Source organism: Streptomyces sp. NBC_00647, from assembly GCF_045207245.1.
Lineage (GTDB): Bacteria > Actinomycetota > Actinomycetes > Streptomycetales > Streptomycetaceae > Streptomyces.
Genome location: NZ_CP109040.1, coordinates 9,395,896 through 9,416,658 on the forward strand (window position 1 = coordinate 9,395,896; position 20,763 = coordinate 9,416,658).

Annotated in this window: 15 protein-coding genes; 6 read left to right on the forward strand and 9 right to left on the reverse strand. The window is 70.4% G+C overall.

Annotation, left to right across the window (positions count from 1 at the left end; genetic code table 11):
* Positions 1–54: 54 nt before the first annotated feature.
* Positions 55–1,188, reverse strand: a complete 1,134-nt coding sequence (locus OG788_RS41270; protein ID WP_406376043.1) for a hypothetical protein — start codon at positions 1,186–1,188, stop codon at positions 55–57.
* Here OG788_RS41270 and OG788_RS41275 point away from each other — a divergent pair.
* The gene (locus OG788_RS41275; RefSeq protein WP_406376044.1) at positions 1,187–2,275 is read left to right on the forward strand and encodes a YihY/virulence factor BrkB family protein; all 1,089 of its coding nucleotides are present in this window, start codon (positions 1,187–1,189) and stop codon (positions 2,273–2,275) included. The genes OG788_RS41270 and OG788_RS41275 overlap by 2 nt on opposite strands.
* A gap of 99 nt (positions 2,276–2,374) precedes the next feature.
* Here the strand turns inward: OG788_RS41275 and OG788_RS41280 are convergent, their stop codons facing one another.
* The gene (locus tag OG788_RS41280) at positions 2,375–4,441 is read right to left on the reverse strand and encodes a SpoIIE family protein phosphatase (protein WP_406376045.1); all 2,067 of its coding nucleotides are present in this window, start codon (positions 4,439–4,441) and stop codon (positions 2,375–2,377) included.
* A gap of 356 nt (positions 4,442–4,797) precedes the next feature.
* Between OG788_RS41280 and OG788_RS41285 the strand changes: the two genes are divergently transcribed.
* On the forward strand, positions 4,798–7,263 hold the full coding sequence (locus tag OG788_RS41285) for a SpoIIE family protein phosphatase (protein WP_406376046.1): 2,466 nt from the start codon (positions 4,798–4,800) through the stop codon (positions 7,261–7,263).
* 40 nt (positions 7,264–7,303) lie between these two features.
* On the opposite strand, the gene OG788_RS41290 is transcribed toward OG788_RS41285, so the two are convergent.
* The 6 genes from OG788_RS41290 to OG788_RS41315 all read right to left on the reverse strand — a co-directional run bounded on the left by OG788_RS41290 (position 7,304) and on the right by OG788_RS41315 (position 15,275).
* Positions 7,304–9,061 carry a SulP family inorganic anion transporter gene (locus OG788_RS41290; RefSeq protein ID WP_406376047.1) on the reverse strand — a complete coding sequence of 586 codons (1,758 nt, stop codon included), beginning with the start codon at positions 9,059–9,061 and terminating at the stop codon, positions 7,304–7,306.
* Positions 9,062–9,114: 53 nt separating this feature from the next.
* Positions 9,115–11,832, reverse strand: a complete 2,718-nt coding sequence (locus tag OG788_RS41295) for a cation-translocating P-type ATPase (RefSeq protein WP_406376982.1) — start codon at positions 11,830–11,832, stop codon at positions 9,115–9,117.
* A 54-nt stretch (positions 11,833–11,886) separates the two neighbouring features.
* Positions 11,887–12,921 carry a polyphosphate kinase 2 family protein gene (locus OG788_RS41300; protein WP_406376048.1) on the reverse strand — a complete coding sequence of 345 codons (1,035 nt, stop codon included), beginning with the start codon at positions 12,919–12,921 and terminating at the stop codon, positions 11,887–11,889.
* A gap of 41 nt (positions 12,922–12,962) precedes the next feature.
* The gene (locus OG788_RS41305; RefSeq protein WP_406376049.1) at positions 12,963–13,523 is read right to left on the reverse strand and encodes a three-helix bundle dimerization domain-containing protein; all 561 of its coding nucleotides are present in this window, start codon (positions 13,521–13,523) and stop codon (positions 12,963–12,965) included.
* Positions 13,524–13,855: 332 nt separating this feature from the next.
* The gene (locus tag OG788_RS41310; protein ID WP_406376050.1) at positions 13,856–14,566 is read right to left on the reverse strand and encodes a lipoprotein; all 711 of its coding nucleotides are present in this window, start codon (positions 14,564–14,566) and stop codon (positions 13,856–13,858) included.
* A gap of 256 nt (positions 14,567–14,822) precedes the next feature.
* Positions 14,823–15,275 (reverse strand): phospholipase, encoded by a 453-nt coding sequence (locus OG788_RS41315; protein ID WP_351553512.1) that lies wholly within the window; start codon positions 15,273–15,275, stop codon positions 14,823–14,825.
* A 537-nt stretch (positions 15,276–15,812) separates the two neighbouring features.
* On the opposite strand from OG788_RS41315, the gene OG788_RS41320 reads away from it, so the two are divergent.
* Positions 15,813–16,412, forward strand: coding sequence for an isochorismatase family protein (locus OG788_RS41320; protein ID WP_356747648.1), 600 nt, complete (start codon positions 15,813–15,815; stop codon positions 16,410–16,412).
* 10 nt (positions 16,413–16,422) lie between these two features.
* Positions 16,423–17,334 (forward strand): GlxA family transcriptional regulator, encoded by a 912-nt coding sequence (locus OG788_RS41325; RefSeq protein WP_406376051.1) that lies wholly within the window; start codon positions 16,423–16,425, stop codon positions 17,332–17,334.
* Between the two features lie 37 nt (positions 17,335–17,371).
* On the opposite strand, the gene nhaA is transcribed toward OG788_RS41325, so the two are convergent.
* Complete coding sequence (gene nhaA / locus OG788_RS41330) at positions 17,372–19,273, reverse strand: Na+/H+ antiporter NhaA (RefSeq protein ID WP_406376983.1); 1,902 nt, start codon at positions 19,271–19,273, stop codon at positions 17,372–17,374.
* A 116-nt stretch (positions 19,274–19,389) separates the two neighbouring features.
* On the opposite strand from nhaA, the gene OG788_RS41335 reads away from it, so the two are divergent.
* Entirely contained in the window at positions 19,390–20,037 is a 648-nt protein-coding gene (locus OG788_RS41335) for a sulfite oxidase-like oxidoreductase (protein WP_406376052.1), read from the forward strand.
* Complete coding sequence (locus OG788_RS41340) at positions 20,007–20,762, forward strand: ferredoxin reductase (RefSeq protein WP_406376053.1); 756 nt, start codon at positions 20,007–20,009, stop codon at positions 20,760–20,762. The genes OG788_RS41335 and OG788_RS41340 overlap by 31 nt, the downstream gene beginning before the upstream one ends.
* Position 20,763 lies beyond the last annotated feature (1 nt).

Sequence of the window (20,763 nt, forward strand, 5' to 3'; positions counted from 1 at the left end):
TGTGCCGTCCCCTGGGTGGTCTCCCGCCCGGTCACCCGCCCCGTCTCCCGTGGATCAGCGACCCGCGAGTGCCTTGCCTATCCGGAGCAGAGCACCCTTGTGCGTGACCCACTTGCTCAGGGTCTCCAGCTCGGATCGTGCCGTTCGGTCGTCTGTCAGGGACAGGGCGACGATGCCCGCCTCGGCGACGTGAAGGGAGCGGGGAACATCCCCGGACCGGTGGTCCAGCGAGGTCTCGACGAGGCCGACGAGAGCATGGACGGTGTCCGGACCCGGGTGAAGGAAGGAGAGCATCCAGGCGAGGCCGCGCAGCGTGTGGGAGTTGTAGACGTCGAAGCAGGCGTTCACATCGAACGGGAGGTGCGGATGTCCCCGAAGCGGGACCGTCCGATCCAGCGCGGCCAACTCGAACCATCGCAGCAGGGCGCTCCGCGCTTCCTCGGGACCGACGGCGTCCAGCAGACCGCACCCGGTCTGTCTCCACTTCGCCGAGGGGGTGCCGGCGGTCGCCGGGGCGGCATGGGCCAGCAGCCGTAGCCATGGTTCGCCGCCGGAGGCCGCTTCCTCGAGTGCCTGGTCGGCCCACGGCTCCCCGGAATTGAGCACCGGACCCGGAAAGCCGGCCAGCAGTTTCCGCAGTCCGGGCTCGGAGCCGTTCGCGGACACGTGCGTACGCCCCAGGCCGGGCGTGTTCGCGGCCGCGCCCGTGCGCCGGAAGGCAGCCAGGACCGCCGCGTCCGGAGTCCGCCCGGCCGCGAGTTCCGCATCGGCCAGTTCCCAGATCCGGTGGGTCGACCAGACGAAGTACTCGTCCCTCAACCGGGAGAGTTCCGCATGGCGTTCGGCGGCCAGCAGGTCACCGTCGAGGCCGCGGGCCACGCCGGACGCGACCATGAGGAGTTCGGTGCGGAGGTACTCCAGATCCCGCCTGAACTCCTCCGCGGTCCAGTCGTCGTCCACGTGGGCGTACCAACGGGCCCAGATGCCCGCGAGTTCGAGGCGGTCGTCGTCCGGCAGCGCCCGCAGCAGCTCCATGTTCTCGACACCGACACCCGTCATGGAGCCGTTGGCGCAGGCGGCCCGCATGACCGCCCGGGACAGCTCCCGCAGGTCGCCGCGCCCGGCGAGATCCCTGTAACGGTCGGCCTGTTCGACCAGCACCTGCCTGTTCCCCAACCATCGACTCATGACCGCGAGACTAGAGGGGAGCACCGACATCGGACGCGCACCGTGGGGTGACGAGGAGTCATGCCCGCCCGTGTCGCCCCGCCGCCCGGACGACCGTCCGTTACGCTCGCAGCGCCACACCGGGCCCGAATTCACGGAGGACAGGACGGCGGGGATCAATCGCGAGCGCCTCGTCAGAACGCTGACGTTCTGGCTGCGTCCCGCCTTCGCGCTGCGGGTCATCAGCCGGTTCCAGAGGATCGTGGGCTTCGACCGCTCGATGGCCCTGGCATCCAGCGCGCTCACCGCGATGATCCCGCTCACCATCCTCTGCGGGGCCGTGCTGAGCAGCTTCTCGGACTACGACGCCGCCGAGCGCATCATCAAGCGCTACAGCCTCACCGGGCAGGGAGCCGAGGCGGTCAGGTCGCTCCTCGCGCCTGCCGAGGGAACCAGCACGAGCGTGGGTGTCTTCGGAGGCCTGTTCCTCATCATCTCCGTGCTGAGCTTCGCGCGCGCCGCGCAGCGATTGTTCGAACAGACGTGGCAACTGGCCCCGCTCAGCGTCCGCAACACGAGGAACGGCCTGTGGTGGATCCTCGCGCTCGGCGGCTACGCGGCGCTGACCGGGTGGCTCCACGCGGTCCTCGGAGGAAGCAAGCTGGGGCTGTTCGCTTCGGTGTGCGAGGTCCCGGTGAGTGTCGCCTTCCTCGTCTGGAGCGGCTGGGTCCTGTCCGCGAAGCGGATCCCCTGGCGCGATCTGCTGCCCTTCGGCATCACGGCGGCGGTTCTGACCGCGGTCTACTCGGTCGGCGCGACCGTCTACCTTCCGCGCCTGTTCAACTCCTACGCCGCACGCTACGGGTCGGTCGGTGCCGTCTTCGCGATGATCTCGGCGCTCTTCGCCGCGATGTTCGTCATCGTCGCGTCGGCGGCCCTCGGGCGTGAGATGCGGGAAGAGCTCGTCCGGATCCGCGCGGGCGACCGCCCCTCCGACGACGAGGTCCGCCGGCAGTGGGACAACGTGGTCGAACAGACGCGGTCGCGGTGGCGCACCACACGCGAGCAGGTCTCCCATTACCGCTCCAAGGACTCGAAGAAGTCCTAGGACACGCCCGAGGGCGGAGCGGCACGTGCCGGCCGGGCGCTGCCCGTGAGCGGCCCGGGTTCCGCCCCGTCCGGTGGCCCGGGACCGACCGTCGTACGGCTACGTCGCGCGGGCGACGAGGAGGGCGACGTCGTCGTGGTCGTCGGAGTTGCGCAGGCCGTACAGCAGGAGGTCGCAGATCTCCTCGAGCGGGCGGCGCGGCTCGTCGAGGAAGCTGAGGAGGACGTTCAGGCGGTCGTCGATGGCATGCAGCCGGGTCTCGACGAGACCGTCCGTGTAGAGGACGAGCAGGTCGCCGGGCTTGAGTTCGACCGTGGTGGTCTCGAAGGGGATGCCGCCGACGCCGAGCGGGGCTCCCGTCGGAAGGTCCAGCAGGACGGGGGCGGCGTCCGGACGGGCCAGGGCGGGCGGCATGTGTCCGGCGTTGGCGATAAGGCACTGCCTCGTGCGGGGGTCGTACACGGCGTAGAGACAGGTGACGATGTAGTGCTCCAGATCGCACGTGATCTTGTCGAGGTGCTGGAGCACGTCACCGGGGTCGAGGTCGAGGTCGGCGTAGGCGCACGTGGCGGTGCGCAGCCGGCCCATGGTGGCGGCGGCGTCGATGCCGTTGCCCATGACGTCGCCGACGACCAGGGCGGTCCGTTCGTCGGCCAGCGGTATGACGTCGTACCAGTCGCCGCCGACCTCGCTGGTGGCCTGGGCGGGCTGGTAGCGGGAGGCGACCTCGAGACCGTTGAGGTGCGGTGGATGCTCGGGCAGCAGGCTGCGCTGGAGGGTGACGGCGGTGTTGCGCACGCTCTGGAACCATCGGGCGTTGTCGATGGCCACGGCGGCGCGGGTGGCCAGCTCGGTGGCGAGGACCACGTCGTCGTCGTCGAAGGGGAGCGGGTTGCGGGTGCGCTTGAGGTCGAGGGCGCCGAGCACCTCGCCGTGCGCGATCAGCGGTACGGCGAGATACGAGTGGACACCGGCCCGGGCCAGCAGGGTGGTGCCCTCGGCGTCGCGGGCGATGCGCGGCAGATCGTGCTCGCCGACATGACGTACCAGGACCGGCCTGCCGGTGTGGACGCACAGCGTCACCATGCGGTCACCGTCGTACGCGGCGAGGTCGCCGGGAGGATCCGCGGCGCGCAGGGCCACGGTGGGGTGGGAGGCCTTGAGAGCCAGCGCGCGGAAGAACTCCGGGCCGCTGTCCGGTCTGCGCTTGCGGCGGCAGGCCAGGGCGGAGTCGAGGACGTCCACGGCGACCACGTCGGCCAGCTCCGGGGTCGCGATGTCGGCCAGCTCGCGGGCGGTCTGCTCCACCTCCAGGGTGGTCCCGACGCGCGTGGAGGCGTCGGCGATGAGCGCGAGGCGCCGGCGCGCCCGGTCGGCCTCGGCGGCCGCGCGATGGCGCTCGGTGACGTCGACGACCGAGGCCGCCGCGCCCAGGACCCGCCCGCCGGGGTCCTCCAGCCGGTAGAAGGACAGGGACCAGGCGTGCTCGTGTTCGGGATCGGCCGGCGGACGGCCCACGTGGTACTGGTCGAGCAGCGGTGTCCCCGTGGTGAGCACCTGCCGCAGCGCGGACTCGACGGTGTCCACGTCGGGGAAGGGCAGCGTCTCCCGCAGGTGACGCCCGATGTGGTCCTCGGCGGGGATGCCGTCGATCCGTTCCAGCGCCGGATTGACCATGAGATAGCGCAGGTCCGGGTCCATCAGGGCGAGACCGATCGGGGACTGGTTGATCAGCTGTTCGCACAGAGCCAGATCGGTCTCCACGCGCTGCAGCAGGGTGTGGTCGGCCGCGATGCCGAGCGCGTAGACGTCTCCGAGGTCGTCCAGGAGCCGCATGTTGCGGAACTCCATGAGACGGGTGCTGCCGTCCTTGTGCCGGATGGGGAAGGCACCGGCCCAACTGCGTCCCGTCTCCAGCACGTCGGCGAACAGCTTCGTGACGGACTGCATGTGCTCGGGGTGGATGATCAGGCGCGCCGCGTACTTGCCGAGAGCCTCTTCCGCCGAGTAACCGATGAGTTCCTCTGCCTGCGGGGTCCAGAACACGATGCGCCCGTCCGCGTCGAGGACCATCGCACCCACACTGAGGACGTCCAGCAGGCCGGTCGGCCGGGCCGACGAGGGTTCGTAGTCTCCACTGTCGGACTGCGAGGAATCGGCAATCATCCCTGGCCCTCCTCCGCCGGCCGGCGCGGTGTGCCGGGCTTCGTCGCCGTTGCCGCGCACCCCTGCGCCGACCCCGGCCCTTCCATGCTGCGCCCTGCCCTCGGCCTTGCCCACTCCAGAGCGGCTCCTTGGCATGTTCAGGCCCAGAGGGAAGGCGCCGTGGGGTACCGCCCCGGAGTGGCGCCGGGCCGGGCGGGATGGCTCCGCCCCCGGCGTACGGCGTCCCTCGGGACGTCCTGACGCATCCGCGTCAGGGGCCAGGAACGGCCCGGCCCGCCCGCATCCGGTGATCATCGGCCGGACCGTGCACATCGGGCGGACAAGCAGGAACATGGGTCCTGTAAAGGATGAACTCTATGGATTCTGCGCGAGAAGATCCCGATGCGCCCGCGTCCCAAGGACCGGGCGATGCCTTCGACGCGTCCACCGACGCGGCGGTGGTGGTGTCCGGCGACGGGGTCGTGGTGGGCTGGACGCGGGGCGCCGAAGCACTCCTCGGCCACCCGGCTGCCGAGATGGTCGGCCACCGGGCCGACCATCTGCTCGCGATGCCCAGGGACCCGGTGCGTGCGGCAGGCGTCGCGGAACGGTGCCGGTCCGGAATGGGCTGGAGCGGACTCGTCCCCGTACGGCACCGCGACGGCCGCCGTATCGAGGTGGATCTGCGTGTGTCCGCGTCCTTCCGTATCGGTGAGGGCGAGTGCTTTCTGCTCTCGGCACGACAGCACCGACGGCAGTGGACGGTCGGTCCGACCTTCCTCGACGGGTTCCTGACCCGTTCGCCCGTCGGCATGGCGGTGCTGGATCTGCAACTGCGCTACGTCTGGATGAACGACACCCTGGAGCACCTGGGCGGGGTGCCGCGCGAGCATCGGCTCGGGCGTCGTCTGACCGAACTGCTTCCGGGGATGCAGGCGGAGACCATCGAAGGGCTGATGCGCAAGGTCCTCGCGACCGGCGAACCGGTGATCGACTACGAGTACCTGGGATGGAGTTGGGCCGACCCGCACCGCCGACACGCCTACTCCACCTCCTTCTTCCCGCTGCTCGGTGTCGACAACTCCTACACCGGCGTGTGCTACATGGTCCTGGACGTCACCGAACGGTGGAACGCCCGGCAGCTCCTGTCACTGGTCAACGAAGCCGGGACCACCATCGGCCGGAGCCTCGACGTCATGCGGACGGCACAGGAACTCGCGGACTTCGCCGTGCCCCGCTTCGCCGACTTCGTCATCGTCGACCTCCTGGAATCCGTCCTCAGCACCGAGGGACACGGAGCGTGGCTCTCGGACGCGGGACCCGCGCCCGCCAAGCCGACGATGCGGCGCGCCGGACTGAGCTCGGTGCGGGAGGGCTGTCCGGAGGCCGTGGCGCGGGTCGGCGACCGGGCGGACTTCCTCCCTCCGCCGCACGACGTGCACCTGCTCACCAACGGCGAGCCCGTCCTCATCCAGGTCCTCGATCCGACCGACGACCTGTGGATCGCCGAGGAGCCGGCGAGAGCGGAGAGCATCCGCCGGTACGGGCTGCACTCCCTCATCTCCGTGCCGATGCGGGCACGCAACACCGCCCTCGGCCTCACCACGTTCGTACGGTCCGTCAATCCGATCTCGTTCCAGCCCGACGACGTCCTGCTGGCCCGCGAGGTGGTGGCACGCGCGGCGCTCTGCGTCGACAACGCCCGCCGCTACACCCGGGAACACACGGCGGCGGTCACCCTTCAACGCAGCCTGCTGCCCCACGCGCTGACGGGCGGGACAGCGCTCGAAGTGGCCTCCTCCTACCTGCCGGCGGACCCGTCCGGCGGGGTCGGCGGCGACTGGTTCGACGTGATCCAGCTGTCCGGCGCCCGCGTGGGCCTGGTCGTCGGCGACGTGGTCGGCCACGGCATCACCGCGGCGGCCACCATGGGCCGGCTGCGCACCGCCGTCCAGACCCTCGCCGACATGGAGATGCCTCCCGACGAACTGCTGGCGCACCTCGACGACCTCGTGCTCCGGCTGAGCGAGGAGCGGACCCACGAACGGGAGTCCGACCGGAGCACCACCGCGTCCTTCCTCGGGGCGACCTGCCTGTACGCCGTCTACGACCCGGTCACCAGGCGCTGCGCGATGGCCCGGGCCGGACATCCGCCCCCCGTCGTCGTCACCCCCGACGGACAGTTCTCCTTTCCGGAACTGCCCGCCGGGCCTCCGCTCGGGCTCGGCGGCATGGCGTTCGAGACCCACGAGATCGAGCTCGCCGAGAACAGCCTGATCGGTCTCTACACCGACGGCCTCGTCGAGGGGGGCCACTACGACATGGAGGTGGGGATGACGCGGCTCGGGGAGCTGCTCGCCCGGTCGGACCCCGATCTCGAATCGCTCTGCTCGGCCGCGGTACGGCAGCTCGTGCCCGTACCGCAACCTGATGACATCGCCCTGCTCCTGGCACGCACGCACACCCTGGGAGACGACCATGTGGTCTCGTGGGAGGTGCCGGTGGACCCCGCCGCCGTCTCCGACATGCGGGCCCGGGCCACGCGCGTCGTCGAGGGATGGGGGCTCGGGGAACTGGTCATGACGACGGAACTCATCGTCAGCGAACTGGTCACCAACGCGATCCGCTACGCCGAACCGCCCATCCGGCTGCGGCTGCTCCGCGATTCCCGGCTGACCTGCGAGGTCGCCGACGCCAGCAGCACCGCCCCGCGGCTCCGCCATGCCCGGAGCATGGACGAGGGCGGTCGGGGCCTGTTCCTGGTGGCCCAACTCACCCATCGCTGGGGCGCCCGCCATACGCCGGACGGAAAGGTCATCTGGGCCGAACAGGAGATCCCGTGAGCACGCCGGACCCGCTCGGCCGGCTCGGGCGGTGCGCCTCTCAGGCGAGACCGGTCTCCGGCCGGTCCGCCCGGCCGGGATCGCCGTCGTGGTCACCGCACCAGGAACGGTACGCGGCGACCGCGGTGGGCAGGGTGGGGAAGATCCTGTCCTCACCCACGGACGCGCTCAGCCCGTAGGCGTCCAGGTCGTCGCGCAGATCCTGCTTGACCCGGGCCATCGCGAACTCGATGCCGCGCCCGTTGAGTTCGCGTCGCAGTTCGTCCAGCGAGTCCAGCGCGGTGATGTCCACCTCCACGTTGGCCTCGGCGTTGAGGACGAACCATCTGACAGGGAGCTCCTGTTCGGCGACCGCGTCCAGGGCGCTGCGCCTGAAGTCCTCCGCGTTGGCGAAGAACAGCGGGGAGTCGTAGCGGTAGACCAGCAGGCCGGGGATCACCCTGGCGTCGGGGAAGTCGTCGACGTCGTGCATGCCCGCCATGCCCGGCACCAGCCCCTGGACCGCGTCGTGGGGCCGCGCCACCCTGCTCAGCAGCTCGGCGACCGACAGACCCACGGCCACCAGCACCCCGTACAGGATGTCGAGGGCGAGGACTCCGATCAGGCAGCCGAGGGCCAGCAGGAGTTCACGGCGCCGGAAGGACGCCAGCCGCCGGAAGCCCGCCAGGTCGATCATCCGGATCGCGGCGTAGACGACCAGCGCGCCGAGCACGGCCATGGGGGTGTTGGTGAGCAGCGGGCTCAGGAAGAGGAGTACGGCGAGCACGGAGACCCCGGCGACGAGCCCGTACGCCTGGGTGTGGGCGCCCGTGGACTGCGCGAGTGCCGTACGGCTGGCGCTGCTGCTCACCGGGAACCCCTGAAGGGTGCCGGCACCGAGGTTCACGGCGCCCAGGGCCAGCAACTCCTGGTTCGCGTCCAGCGGATCGCTGTCGTCGGTGGTGAAGGCACGCGCGGTCAGGATGAAGTCGGTGTAGCCCACGAGCAGGACACCGACGGCGGGCAGCAGCAGTTGGGGCAAGGTGTCGAGAGCGGGGAAGTCGGGGCGGGGCAGCCCGGCGGGAATCTCCCCGATCACGTCGAGGCCGTGGTCCTGAAGGTCGAACGCCGCGACCACGGCCGTGCCGAGGACCAATGCCAGCAGCGGCCCCGGGATGCTCCACCGGAAGCGCGTCGCCAGATACAGGAAGACCAGCGTCACGGCGCTGAAGGCCACCGTCGTGGCATGGATCTCGTCCAGGTTCCCCAGGAAGGAGGCCAGCTTAGGGAAGAACCCCGAACCGTCCGTCGGGACACCGGTAAGCTTCGTGAGCTGATCCACCATCATGATCAGGGCCACGCCCGCCAGATACCCGATCAGCACCGGCCGGGACAGCAGGTCGGCCACGAATCCGAGCCGCGCCACCCACGCCACGAGACACATCAGCCCCACCGCGACGGCGAGCCCGGAGGCCAGGACCGCGTACCGCGCTGGATCGCCGTCGGCGAGCGGCCCCACGACGGTCGCGGTCATCAGCGCCGTCGTCGACTCGGGCCCCACCGACAGCAGCCGGGACGAACCCAGGAGGGCGTACAGCACGATGGCGGGGAGGATGGCCCACAGACCCACGACGGGCGGCAGTCCCGCGACACTGGCGTACGCCATGACCTGCGGCACCAGATAGGCCGCGACCGTGACCCCGGCCAGCAGGTCCCCGCGCAGCCAGCTCCGCCGGTACCCCTTGAGCACCGCGAGGCCGGGCACCCCCGGTACAGCACTGCGCCACCCTCCGCCGGGGGAGCCGGGGTGCTTCGACACGCGTGTCCTTCGGGTCGGTCCGCGCCGCGAGGGTCACAGACGTGGGGTCGCACTCATTCGGTGCGCCGCGCCCTGCGGGCCAGGAGCTTACCCACCTCCCACACGACCAGGAGCGCGACGGCGGAGAGCAGCGCCCAGCCGAACTGCCGCAGGTCGATCTCGGTGGTTCCGAGGATGCGGCGGAACCCGTCCATCTGGGTCACCAGCACCGCGAGGACGAACTGGGCCAGTGCCGTCCAGTTCATCTGCTTGCTGTCGAACGTGCTGATCGTCAGCACGGATTCGGTCTCACTACGGCATTCGAACGCGGCCACGATCAGACAGAGCGCGAACGCGGTGAACGCCATCGAACTGCCGACGCGGACGCTGTCGAAGTGCGATTCACCGAACTTGATCAGCCCGAGCAGAATCAGTGTGATCGCCAGACCGCTGAGGCAGACCGTCACCATCACGGGCCGGGTCAGCACCGACTCCCCCCGAGGACGCGGGCTGCGCCGCATCAGCCCCGCGCTCTCCCGGTCGAAGCCGAGCGCGAAACCGAACGAGGCGTTGACCACGAAGTGGATCCACAACACCTGGGGCGGGGTGAAGGGTTCACCGGCCGCGATGTTGAAGATGGTGGCCCCGAGGAAGGTCAGCACGAACGTGACCAGCAACAGCAGGACGAAACGGATGTACTTGGTGAGGTTGTCGTAGAGCTTGCGGCCCTGCTCCACGGCGTAGACGATCGTCGCGAAGTTGTCGTCGGACAGGATCATCCGCGCCGCGTTCTTGGCCACGTCCGTACCGCTGCCCATGGCGATACCGATGTCGGCGGACTTGATGGCGGGAGCGTCGTTCACGCCGTCGCCGGTCATCGCGACGACATCGCCCTTCTTCTTGAGCGTGTCCGCGAGCAGCACCTTGTGCTCCGGCGCCACCCGCCCGACCACACCGATGTCTTCGATACGGGCCACCTGCTCGCGCTCCGGCAGCGCCGCGAAATCGGCACCGAGGATCGCCTCGCCGGGGATCCCGAGCTGCCGGGCGATGGCGGCACCGGTGGTGACGTCGTCCCCCGTCACCATGCGGACCCGGATATGGGCGGCCTGGGCGCTCGCCACGGCGGCCCGGGACTCCTCGCGCGGCGGGTCGACCATCCCGACCAGACTGGTCATCCGCAGGTCGGTGACATAGGCGAGCAGGTCCCCGGCGGGATCGAAGTCGGCCGGGTCCAGGTCCCGGGTCGCCGCCGCCATCACCCGGCGTCCCTCACCGCCCATGCGCTCGGACTGTTCATCGGCGCGCCGGCTGAGCTCGTCGTCCCACGGGATCGTCGCGCCGCCCGACAGCGCGGTGGCCGCGCGGGCCGTCACCGCGGGAGCCGCGCCCTTGACGAAACAGCGCACCACGGGCCGCCCGACGGCGTCGAGGGTGGAATTGAAGGTGGCCATCAGCTTGTAGCCCGGGTCGAAGGGCAGCGTGGCGAGACGGGGCAGCCGCTCGTGCGTGGCGTCGATGTCCAGCCCCGCCTTGTGGGCCAGCACCAGGAACGCGCCCTCGGTGGGATCGCCCACGACCTCGCCGCCCACCAGCTTCGCGTCGTTCGCGACGAGATACGGAAGGATCGCGTCCTCGATACTCGCGGAGGCGCCCGCGGCGTGATGGACCCTCCCGGCGAGGCCGTATCCCGTGCCCGAGACCGTGTACCGGTCGGTGGGGGTCACGACCTCCACCGCCGTCATCTGGTTCATGGTCAGGGTGCCGGTCTTGTCCGAGTTGATCGCCGACGTGAACGCCAGGGTCTCGACGGACGGCAGCTCCTTCACGATCGCGTTGCGCTTCGCCAGATTGAGGCTGCCGACGGACAGGATCGCCTGGGTCACCGTGGGCAGGGCCTCCGGAATGGCGGCGATGGCCAGCGAGACCGCGCTCACGAACAGGGCGTCCCACGCCTGGTCGCGGCTGCGCCCGAGCGCGAACATCACGAGCATGGTCAGGCCCGCGGCGGCTGTGATCCACAGCGTCAGCGTGTCGAGCTCCTTGGTGAGCGGCGCCTCCTCCCGCTCGGTCGCCGACAGCATCTCGGAGATCTTGCCGAGCTCCGTGCCCTCACCGGTCCCGGTGACGACGACGACACCGCTGCCATGAGTGACCGGGGTGTGCATGAACGCCGTGTTCGACTGGTCCCCCGGGCCGAGCAGGACTTCCGGCAGCGTCGTGGCGTCCTTCCCGGCGGGGACGCTCTCGCCGGTGAGTGCCGACTCGTCGATCTGCAGCGCGTGGGCCTCGATGATCCGCCCGTCCGCCGGGACCTGGTCCCCGGCGGAGATGAGCACGACGTCGCCCACGACCAGCTGTTCCGCCGGGATCTCCGACTCGGTGCCGTCCCGCCGCACCCGGGCCGTCGCCGTCAGCATGGACTTCAGCGCGTTCATCGCGCTCTCGGCCTTCCCCTCCTGCCGCAGGCCCACGATCGCGTTCAGCAGCGTCAGCAGGACGAGCAGGATCGCGGTGGTCCACTCGGAGATCGCCAGCGACACGACCGCCGCCACCACGAGGACGACCTGCATATAACTGCGGTACTGCTCGACGAACCGCCGCCACGCCGGTCTCGACCTCTCCTCCGGGAGTGCGTTCGGCCCGTTCTGGGCCAGCAGTTCGGCGGCCCGGGCCGCGGTGAGTCCGGACGCGGGATCGACACCGAACGCCGACGCGACTTCCCGCGGAGAACGCGCGTACCAGAGCTCCGGAGCGACGCGCTCCGGAGCCGTAGGGCCGCTCGACTGCATCCCCATCTCAGCTCTCCGATCTGGATCCGGTCCGCCGTCCGTGAACCCGGGGACTTACTTCCGCTTGCCCTTCCGGGTCCGCCGTGCCGAGGAGGACTGTTTGCCCTTCGCCTTGCGGCCGTCGCGGCGCTGTCCGTCGCTCACCTCGGGGACCGGATGCAGAGCCGCGTACGGATCGGCCGGCGCGCCCTCAGGAGCGTCGGCCTCCAGTTCCCGCCGGGCGGCGCGGAGGTCCTTGCGCGCTTCCTTGCCGACCACGGGGTAGCGGGGGTCGATGTCCATCAGGGTGTGGGCGAGCACCGCCGCGGTGCAGACGCGCGCGAACCACTTCCGGTCCGCCGGGACGACGTACCAGGGCGCCCACGGCGTACTGGTCTGCGAGAGCATCTCGGAGAACGCGTGCTGGTACTCGTCCCACCGCCGGCGTTCCCGGACGTCGGCCGCGGAGAACTTCCAGTTCCGCTCCGGCAGGTCGAGGCGCTTCATGAAGCGGGTGCGCTGCTCCTCCTTGGACAGGTTCAGGAAGATCTTCACGACCTTGAACCCGTTGTCGGTCAGGTAGCGCTCCCAGTCGTTGATGGCCCGGTAGCGGCGATCCCAGATGTCCGGCCCGCACACGTCCGACGGCAGCCGCTGCCGGTCGAGGACATCCGGGTGCACCCGGACGACGAGCACCTCCTCGTAGTGCGAACGGTTGAAGATCGCGATGTCGCCACGGGCGGGCAGCCGGGCGGCGTACCGCCACAGGTAGTCGTGGTCGAGCTCTTCGGCGGAGGGCTGCTTGAAGCTGCTCACCTTGACGCCCTGCGGGTTCACCCCGCTCATGACGTGCCGGATCGTGCCGTCCTTGCCTCCGGCGTCGAGCGCCTGAAGACAGAGCAGTACTCCGTACGTGTCCTGGGCGGCCAGCCGCTCCTGGTACTCGGCGAGCAGTGACACCCCCGCCTTCAGCAGTTCGGCACCGTGCTTCTTCTTCAGCCCGGCCTTGTACCGGGGATCGAAGTCCTCGCCCAGGTTCACCCGCGATCCCGGCTCGACCCGCAAGGGATCGATGAGCTTCGCGACGCGTTCGGCCCTGGCATCCGGCATGACGACCCGCCTCTCTTCCTGTCACGGTGAGTGCCGTGCGCTCATGGGCGCTCACCGACCCGGCCCAGGTCGGAGGCGGGCGCGGGCCGGAGTCGGGCGGGTATCCATCGGCCGAGGAGCGGAGGGCGTGAGGGGCTCCCGGCCGGCCGCGCCCCCGGCCCGGCCGTCGTGGGCCGCGCGTCCGTCGCGTCTGTGACGGCCGCCGGTACGGGGGAGGCCTCTTCACGGTCCATGGCGGCACGGTCCATGGCGGCGAGCACCACTCTGACCCGGCGTTCGATCAGAATCGGGACGTAGGTCCTGACCTTCGCCTGCCGGAACGTACCGCGGGCCGTCGTGACCGCCTGATCCACGACGGACGGGTCGATCGAAGGGTGCGCGCCCTTCAACCTCGCCGCCAGACGAAGGAGGGCGACCGCCTCGTCCTGGCGGACGCCCTTCTCAGCCGCCGGGGCCGCCGGCGGAAGGGGGCTCGCGGGCGGATCGGGAGCGATGCCTGCCGGTGGAGCGGGAGCTGTGCCCGCGGGCGGAGCGCAGGCGCGACGCGCCCCCTGCGGCGCGCCGCTCTCGTCGGCCGTGGATGCCGGCTCGTCCGTCTTCATCGCTCAACCACCCGCGCGCTCGCAAGACTCAGATCCCGACGGGTCGATGACCGCATGGCCGACGATCCCGGTCCGACCGTCCCAGGACGGCTCGACGGCCGGGTACGTGGCCGCCGCTCCACTCATTCTGGGTCCGCCCGGTCGAAACCGCCTCACGGACGACGCACCCGCGCGGGGGGTGCGTGACAGAGGCGCGGGCACAGCCGTCGAGACCGGCATCGCGCGAAGAAGGCGTGACGGGCGTGCGCGCGCATCGGCTTGTGCGCGAAGGACGTGCGGCGGCCGTGTCCGGCGACGGGCGGCCGTCCGTCGCCGGATACGGCTCGCGAGAGTCAGGTGGTGCGCAGGGTCTGCTTCGCGAGTCGGTACGCGGGGAGCATCTCGGTGTGCTCCGCGGTGTCCAGCCCGCCGAGGTGCACGACGACCGGGCCGTCGTCGGTGACGACGGCGAGCGCGCACTCCTTCTTCGCATCGTCGAGCAATTCGCTGGTGTAGACGTACTCCACCTCGGCGCCGGACAGCCCGCCCGCCTCGAACGTGCGATAGGCCGCCTTGCTCGCGCCGTGCTCGGCGGCCACGAACGCCTTGAGTACGGCGTCGGCGTCATCGGAGCCCGGCTTCCCGGTCCAGACCCTGAGGTAGCCGATGTTCCCGGCGGGCTTGGCATCGATCTCACAGACCAGGCTGACCGGACCCTGCCGGAGCAGCGCGTCGGCGAGATCGCCGGCCAGGTCGTCCTCCGGGGAGCCGCTGCTGTCCGAGCCGGTCGTGGACGTGTCCTGCGACGCCGCGGCGACGGCCTTCGGCTTCCAGTCCTCGGCCGTGTCGAAACTGACCGGCAGTTCGCAGGCCGAGCTCGCGGGACCGAGGGTGCCGCCGCTCCTGGCCACCGAGCCGGCGGCACCGGAAGCCTCGTCCGTCGGCGTCGCGCTCACTGGCGTCTTCGGACTCTCCTCGGCGGTCTCCGAGCAGCCTGTCGCCACAACGGTCAGCAAGGCAACGCCCGCCAGTCCGCGCCACCCGGCCCGCGCTCCCACACCCATGATGTGCTCCCTCTCTGGTCCGACGGACAATGTAGACGAGGGCATGGACGGTGAGCGCGGGACGGGTGGCAGGGGTTCATGTTCACCTGTGAACCGGCAGGATGTGCCTGTCCGCGCCGGATCGACGACGTTCTTGACGACCCATCACCAAAACGTCGGTCGAGCGCGGTTGGCTCGATTCACACAGGGTGTCGGCAGGACACATGTCAGGGCCGACCTGCGCGCGGCTCGGCGCTCCCTGTGTGGGGACGAAGGGTCAGCCGAGCGCCTTGACCGCCTGGTAGTAGGTCCAAGCCGTGCTGTTGCAGGAGGTCTTGGTCGCGCCACTGTACGCGGCGCAGACCCGCTTCAGGTCCTCGTAGAAGGCGCTGTCGAGGCGTGACTTGTTGGCGTCGAACGCGCCGGCGGCCTTGTAGTTGCGATAGCCGAAGTCGTGCCGGGCACATGATGTGGCGAAGGGGAAGCCGAAGGGGTTGTCCGGCGACGTGGAGCAGTAGTCGGTGGACCAGTCGAACGCGTAGGCCGACCAGGCTGACTGGTTGGAGCGTGCGGCCACCCAGGTGTTGTAGCTCGAGGCGCTGGTCTGGGTCCAGCTGGACAGGACTTGAGGCTTGTCGGCAGGGGCGGCGCTAGCGGCTGTAGCGGTCGCCGTGATGGTCGCGATGGCCATGGCCGAGGAAACAAGGCCTGTGGCGAGTCTTCGGTGCATCCCACACCTCCATGATGCTGCGACCCGCCCGTCGGGCTGCAGGTTCATGACAGGAATGATCGGCATCGCGACCCCCCTTGCATAGTGGCTGGAGCCCAACAATCAATTAACTCGGGGGAGTTGAAGGGGTGTGCTTCATGGTTGCGACCACCATGGCGGACTATGGCTGGATGTGTTCCCGGGCTGCCCAACGCGCGCCCATGTCCCACGCCTTCATGTCATACGCCCATGTACATGTGTCTGCCTTGATGGGCTCATGTCTTCATGTCCGTGCCCGTATGTCCAGGGGGATCAGTGCCGGCCCCCACCCGATCAGGTCCGTCGGATGTCAGTCGGGGACAAGGGCCCGGGCGGCCGGAAGCACCACGCACCCACGTGACCAACTCCCGGGCCGGCCGGAGGGGACGAGTTCCCGGCCTACCGTCGGACCGGTTCCTGGCGCGACCGGAACGGGAATCCCCGGCGTGACCGGATCGGTCCGCTCCCGGACCCGATGAGGTCTGTCCCCACCGTGCGGGCGACGGTCAGAGTGGGGGCATGACCCGAGCACTGATCGTCATCGATGTCCAGGAATCCTTCCGCGCCCGCCCCCTGTGGGAGACCATCTCCAACCCGAAGATCGCCGACCAGGTGGACCGACTGGTCCGGCTCGCCCGCCGGGCCGGTGACACGGTCGTGTGGGTGCTGCACTCGGAGCCCGGCAGCGGCGACGTGTTCGACCCCGCCCTCGGGCACGTCCGCCTGATGGACGAGCTCCGGCGCGAGGACGCGGAACCGCTGATCCACAAGACCTCGCACAACGCCTTCACCACCACCAACCTCCAGCAGCTCCTCACCGAGCGCGGCATCCGCGAGCTCACCGTCTGCGGAATCCGCACCGAGCAGTGCGTGGAGACCACCACCCGTCTGGCGAGCGACCTCGGTTACGCGGTCACCTTCGTCTCCGACGCCACCGCGACCAATCCCATCCCGCACCGTGACGCCCCCGCCGACCGGAGCGTGGCGGAACTGCTGGCGGACCCCCGCACCCTGGGCGCCGAGGAGGTCATCAGGCGCACGGAATACGCCCTGGCGGGGCGCTTCGCCACCATCGCCACCGTCGACGAGCTGGAGACCTCGGCCGCGTCTCGGGCATGATGACCGGATCGTGAGCCACATCGTCTTCTTCCTGGTGCCCGGAGTCCATCTGCTGGACCTGGCCGGCCCCGCACAGGTCTTCTCCACGGCCACCGACTTCGGGCACCCCTACACACTCCACTACGTCGCCGAGCGGGCGCAGATCCCCACCGCACAGGGCCTGCCGCTGGTGGCGCGGCTCGACTGGCCCGAGCTCGGCCCGGAGGACCTGATCGTGGTACCCGGCTGGCGGGCGCCCACTCTGGATGCCGGCCCCGCCATCGGTGAGGCAGGGCTGCGGGTCCTCAGGGACCACCACGCCAGGGGCGGCACCGTCGCCAGTGTCTGTGCGGGAGCCGACGCGCTCGGCCGGGCAGGGCTCCTCGACGGCCGCCGCTGCACCACGCACCACGACGTCCAGGACGATCTCGCCCGCCGCTACCCTCGGGCGGCCGTGGTCCGCGACGTCCTCTACACCACCGACGACCGGGTGGTCACCTCGGCGGGCATCGCCAGCGGGATCGACCTCGCCCTGCACCTGATCGCCACCCGGCACGGCCCGGCCGTCGCCGCGCAGGTGGCCCGGGACATGGTCGTCTACGCACGGCGCAACGGCGACGAACCCCAGGCCAGTGCGATGCTCCGGTACCGGTCCCACCTGGACGACACCGTGCACCGCGCGCAGGACCTGCTCGATGCCCGCTTCGACCGGTCAGTACCCCTGCCCGACCTGGCCACGGCCGTCGGCGTGAGCGAACGCACCCTCACGCGCCTCTTCACCCGCGCCACCGGCGGCCTAACACCCCTGCGCTATCAGCAGGCCCTGCGTCTGGAGCGCGCCGAGCACCTCATCAGCCACGGCACGACCGTCGACGCCGCCGCACGCGCGGTGGGCTTCGAGGACGCCCGTATGCTGCGCCGCCTCCGGGCCCGCGCGACCTGAACCGCCACCGCGCACGCCCGGGACACGAACAACGACCTCAGGTGTCCTGTCCCGCTCCCGTGAGCGCTGCCCGCTGGCGCGCGGAGCGCACGGCCGCCGTCAGCGAGGCGATGTCGTACGCGCCGTAGTGGCGGCGGCCGTTGACGAAGAACGTCGGCGTGCCCGAGACACCGCTGAGGTCGGCCGACTCGACATCCTTGGCCACCCGGGCGGTGCCCGCGCCGGCCCGGAGGTCGTCGCGGAAGCGTTCGCTGTCGAGGCCGACGCGAGCGGCGTACCGGAGCAGGTCCTTCGGACCCAGGTCGCCCTGGTGTGCCATGAGGAGGTCGTGCATCTCCCAGTAGCGGTCCTGACGGGCCGCGGCCTCGGAGGCCTCCGCGGCGAGCTGTGCGTTGGGGTGCACATCGGTGAGCGGAAGATGGCGCCACACATAGCGGACGTCACCGAAGTCGGCGAGCAGCTCGCGCACCGCGGACTCCGCCAGACCGCAGTAGGGACACTCGAAGTCGCCGTACTCGACGAGCGTCACGGGTGCGTCGAGCGGCCCGCGCACATGGTCGTGCTCCACGTCGACGGGCTCGCTGAGGTCGATGATGGCCCGGCCGCTGCCGAGGAGAGCCCGCGCACGGGAACGCGCGCCGAGCGCGCCGATCACCAGGGTGACGACCCAGGTGAGGAGGAACGAGCCCGCCACCGCGGCCAGAATGCCGATCTTCGCCTGCTCCAGACGGCTGCCGTCGAAGGCCAGCGACGCGATCAGCAGGGCCACGGTGAAGCCCACCCCGGCCAGGGTGCCCCCCGCGGTGATGGCGCCCCAGCCCACGGGTGGGTGCAGACGTCCCCGTGCCGCGCGCGTCGTGAGCCAGGTGCCGCCGATGATGCCGACGGGCTTGCCGAGCATGTAGCCGAAGAGGATGCCGAGGGTGACCGGCGAGGTGAAGGCGTCGGCGAGCTGACCGGTGCTCAGGGTGATGCCGGTGTTGGCGAGGGCGAAGAGCGGCACGATCACATAGCTGGTCCAGGGATGGAACATCTGCTGGAGCCGCTCGTTGGGGGAGAGCGTCGAGGCGAGGCCGCGTCGCACGGTGCGCTCGAGTTCCGGGGTCGGCTGCTCGCGAAAGCGCCGGAACAGCCGGCTGGCGTGTTCCAGATCGCTGCGCTCGGCCGCGTACGCGTAGGTCATCATGCCCATCGCGAGACCCGTCACCACCGGGTCGATGCCCGACTTCAGGAGCGCGACCCAGATCGCCACGCCCAGCACGCCGTACAGGGCCGGAATCCGCGCGCCGACGGTGCGCCGCAGCAACAGGACGACCACGAACAGGCCGAGCGCCGTCAGCAGCGCGGGCAGCGAGATGGCTTCGCTGTAGGCGACGACGATGACGGCCAGGGCCAGGAAGTCGTCCACGACGGCGACGGTGAGGATGAAGACCCGCAGGTTGGTGGGCAGTCGCGACCCGAAGACGGCGAGCATGCCCAGGGCGAAGGCGGTGTCCGTCGACATCGCGGCACCCCAGCCGTGCGCAGCGGAACCGTGGCCCGCGGTGATGGCCAGATAGACGACGACGGGGACGATCATGCCGCTGAGGCCGGCCAGCAGCGGCAGGGTGACCCGGCGGCGCTCGCGCAGCTCTCCCAGGTCGAACTCGCGGCGCGCCTCCAGGCCGACGACGAAGAAGAACAGCGTCATCAGGCCGCTGTTCACCCACTCGCGCAGGTCCAGTGACACTCCACCCGACCCGACGCGGATGGACAGCTCGGTGCTCCACACCGTTGCGTACGAGTCCGGGCCGATGTTGGCCCAGGCCAGCGCGACCACGGCGGCGGCGAGCAGCACGGCGGCACTGCCGGTCTCCGTCCGCAGAAACGAGCGCAACGGGCTTCGAACGTCCTTGCCGCACTGACTCTGGCCTGACATGGGCGACGTATCGGATGGCATGGTCACCCTCCGATTCTCGCCCCAGACCTGACCGGTCCACCTGCCGCCGCCCCTCGGCGGTGCCGGGACGACGGGCGGCCGCGGGCTGAGACCGGCCGACCGTGCGGCCCCCGCCCATGCGAGGGAGAATCGTCTGGGCACCCTGGACCAGGAAGGACGGCACTGTGGTGACATTCTCTCCGGGCTTCCGGGGGCGGCCGCGGTCCTCGGACGTCCGGCTGCCGCCAGGACAGTACGAGACGTACGACTTCCCGGTGCTGTCGGCCGGGCCCACGCCTCGGGTCAGCCGTGACACCTGGCAGTTCACGGTGACGACCGAGGCCGGGACCGCGCACACCTGGTCCTGGACCGATCTGATGGCGCTGCCTTCCGAGCGTCCGACCGTCGACCTGCACTGTGTCACCAAGTGGTCCAAGTTCGGCACCCAGTGGCAGGGCGTCTCGCTGGACCTCCTGCTGCAGGACGTCGAAACGGCCGCCGACTACGCACTGGTCCACTCCTACGGGGGCTACACCACCAACCTCCCCCTCGACGACCTGCTCGACGGCAAGGCCTGGATCGCCTACGGCTACGACGGCGAGGACGTCACCCCCGAGCACGGCGGACCGGCCCGGTTGCTGGTGCCGCACCTGTACCTCTGGAAGTCGGCGAAGTGGGTGCGCGGGATCCAGCTGCTCCTCGAGGACGAACCAGGCTTCTGGGAGAGCGCGGGCTATCACGACTACGGAGACCCATGGCGCGAGCAGCGGTACCAAGGCGACTAGGAGACCGGCTGCGATGGCGTACGGCCACGCTGGCGGACCGGCGAGCGGAGACACCGGCGGCCCGCACCCTGGTGCTCGAGGTTCCGGGGTGGCCGGGGCACCTGGCCGGCCAGCACGTGGACGTGCGGCTGACGGCCGACGACGGCTACAGCACCCAGCGCAGCTACTCGATCGCTTCCGCCCCCCACCAGGACCATGTCGAGCTCACGATCCAGCGCGTCACGGACGGGGAGGTGTCGCCGTATCTGGTGGACGACCTGGGCATCGGCGACGCGGTGGAGCTGCGCGGACCGGTCGGCGGCTGGTTCGTCTGGCGCCCCGAACAGACCGAACCCGTGCTGCTGGTCGCCGGCGGCTCCGGCCTCGTACCGCTCATGGCCATGATCCGCACGCGGCGAGCCGACGGAGTCCGGTCGCCGTTCCGGCTGGTCTACTCGGTGCGTACCCCCGAGGACCGGCTGTACCAGGACGAACTCCGGCACACGGAGCCGGGGTTGGACGTCGCCTACGTGTACACACGGGGTGCCCCGGACGGATCGCGGCGTCCGCCGGGCCGGCTGCGGCCCGAGGACCTGGTGGCGGCCGGCCGGCCCGTCGACTTCGAGCCGACCGTCTACGTCTGCGGCCCGACCGGCTTCGTCGAGAGCGCGGCCGACCAGTTGGTCGGCCTCGGCCACGCTCCCGATCTCATCCGCACCGAACGCTTCGGTCCCAGCGGAGGCTGAC

Excerpts from the sequence above, each read along its gene's own strand:
- OG788_RS41275 (WP_406376044.1), top strand. The coding sequence starts at position 1,187 with ATGACCGCGAGACTAGAGGGGAGCACCGACATCGGACGCGCACCGTGG.
- OG788_RS41270 (WP_406376043.1), bottom strand. The coding sequence starts at position 1,188 with ATGAGTCGATGGTTGGGGAACAGGCAGGTGCTGGTCGAACAGGCCGAC.
- OG788_RS41280 (WP_406376045.1), bottom strand. The coding sequence starts at position 4,441 with ATGATTGCCGATTCCTCGCAGTCCGACAGTGGAGACTACGAACCCTCG.
- OG788_RS41285 (WP_406376046.1), top strand. The coding sequence starts at position 4,798 with ATGGATTCTGCGCGAGAAGATCCCGATGCGCCCGCGTCCCAAGGACCG.
- OG788_RS41295 (WP_406376982.1), bottom strand. The coding sequence starts at position 11,832 with ATGCAGTCGAGCGGCCCTACGGCTCCGGAGCGCGTCGCTCCGGAGCTC.
- OG788_RS41300 (WP_406376048.1), bottom strand. The coding sequence starts at position 12,921 with ATGCCGGATGCCAGGGCCGAACGCGTCGCGAAGCTCATCGATCCCTTG.
- OG788_RS41305 (WP_406376049.1), bottom strand. The coding sequence starts at position 13,523 with ATGAAGACGGACGAGCCGGCATCCACGGCCGACGAGAGCGGCGCGCCG.
- OG788_RS41310 (WP_406376050.1), bottom strand. The coding sequence starts at position 14,566 with ATGGGTGTGGGAGCGCGGGCCGGGTGGCGCGGACTGGCGGGCGTTGCC.
- OG788_RS41315 (WP_351553512.1), bottom strand. The coding sequence starts at position 15,275 with ATGCACCGAAGACTCGCCACAGGCCTTGTTTCCTCGGCCATGGCCATC.
- OG788_RS41320 (WP_356747648.1), top strand. The coding sequence starts at position 15,813 with ATGACCCGAGCACTGATCGTCATCGATGTCCAGGAATCCTTCCGCGCC.
- nhaA (WP_406376983.1), bottom strand. The coding sequence starts at position 19,273 with ATGCCATCCGATACGTCGCCCATGTCAGGCCAGAGTCAGTGCGGCAAG.
- OG788_RS41335 (WP_406376052.1), top strand. The coding sequence starts at position 19,390 with ATGCGAGGGAGAATCGTCTGGGCACCCTGGACCAGGAAGGACGGCACT.
- OG788_RS41340 (WP_406376053.1), top strand. The coding sequence starts at position 20,007 with ATGGCGCGAGCAGCGGTACCAAGGCGACTAGGAGACCGGCTGCGATGG.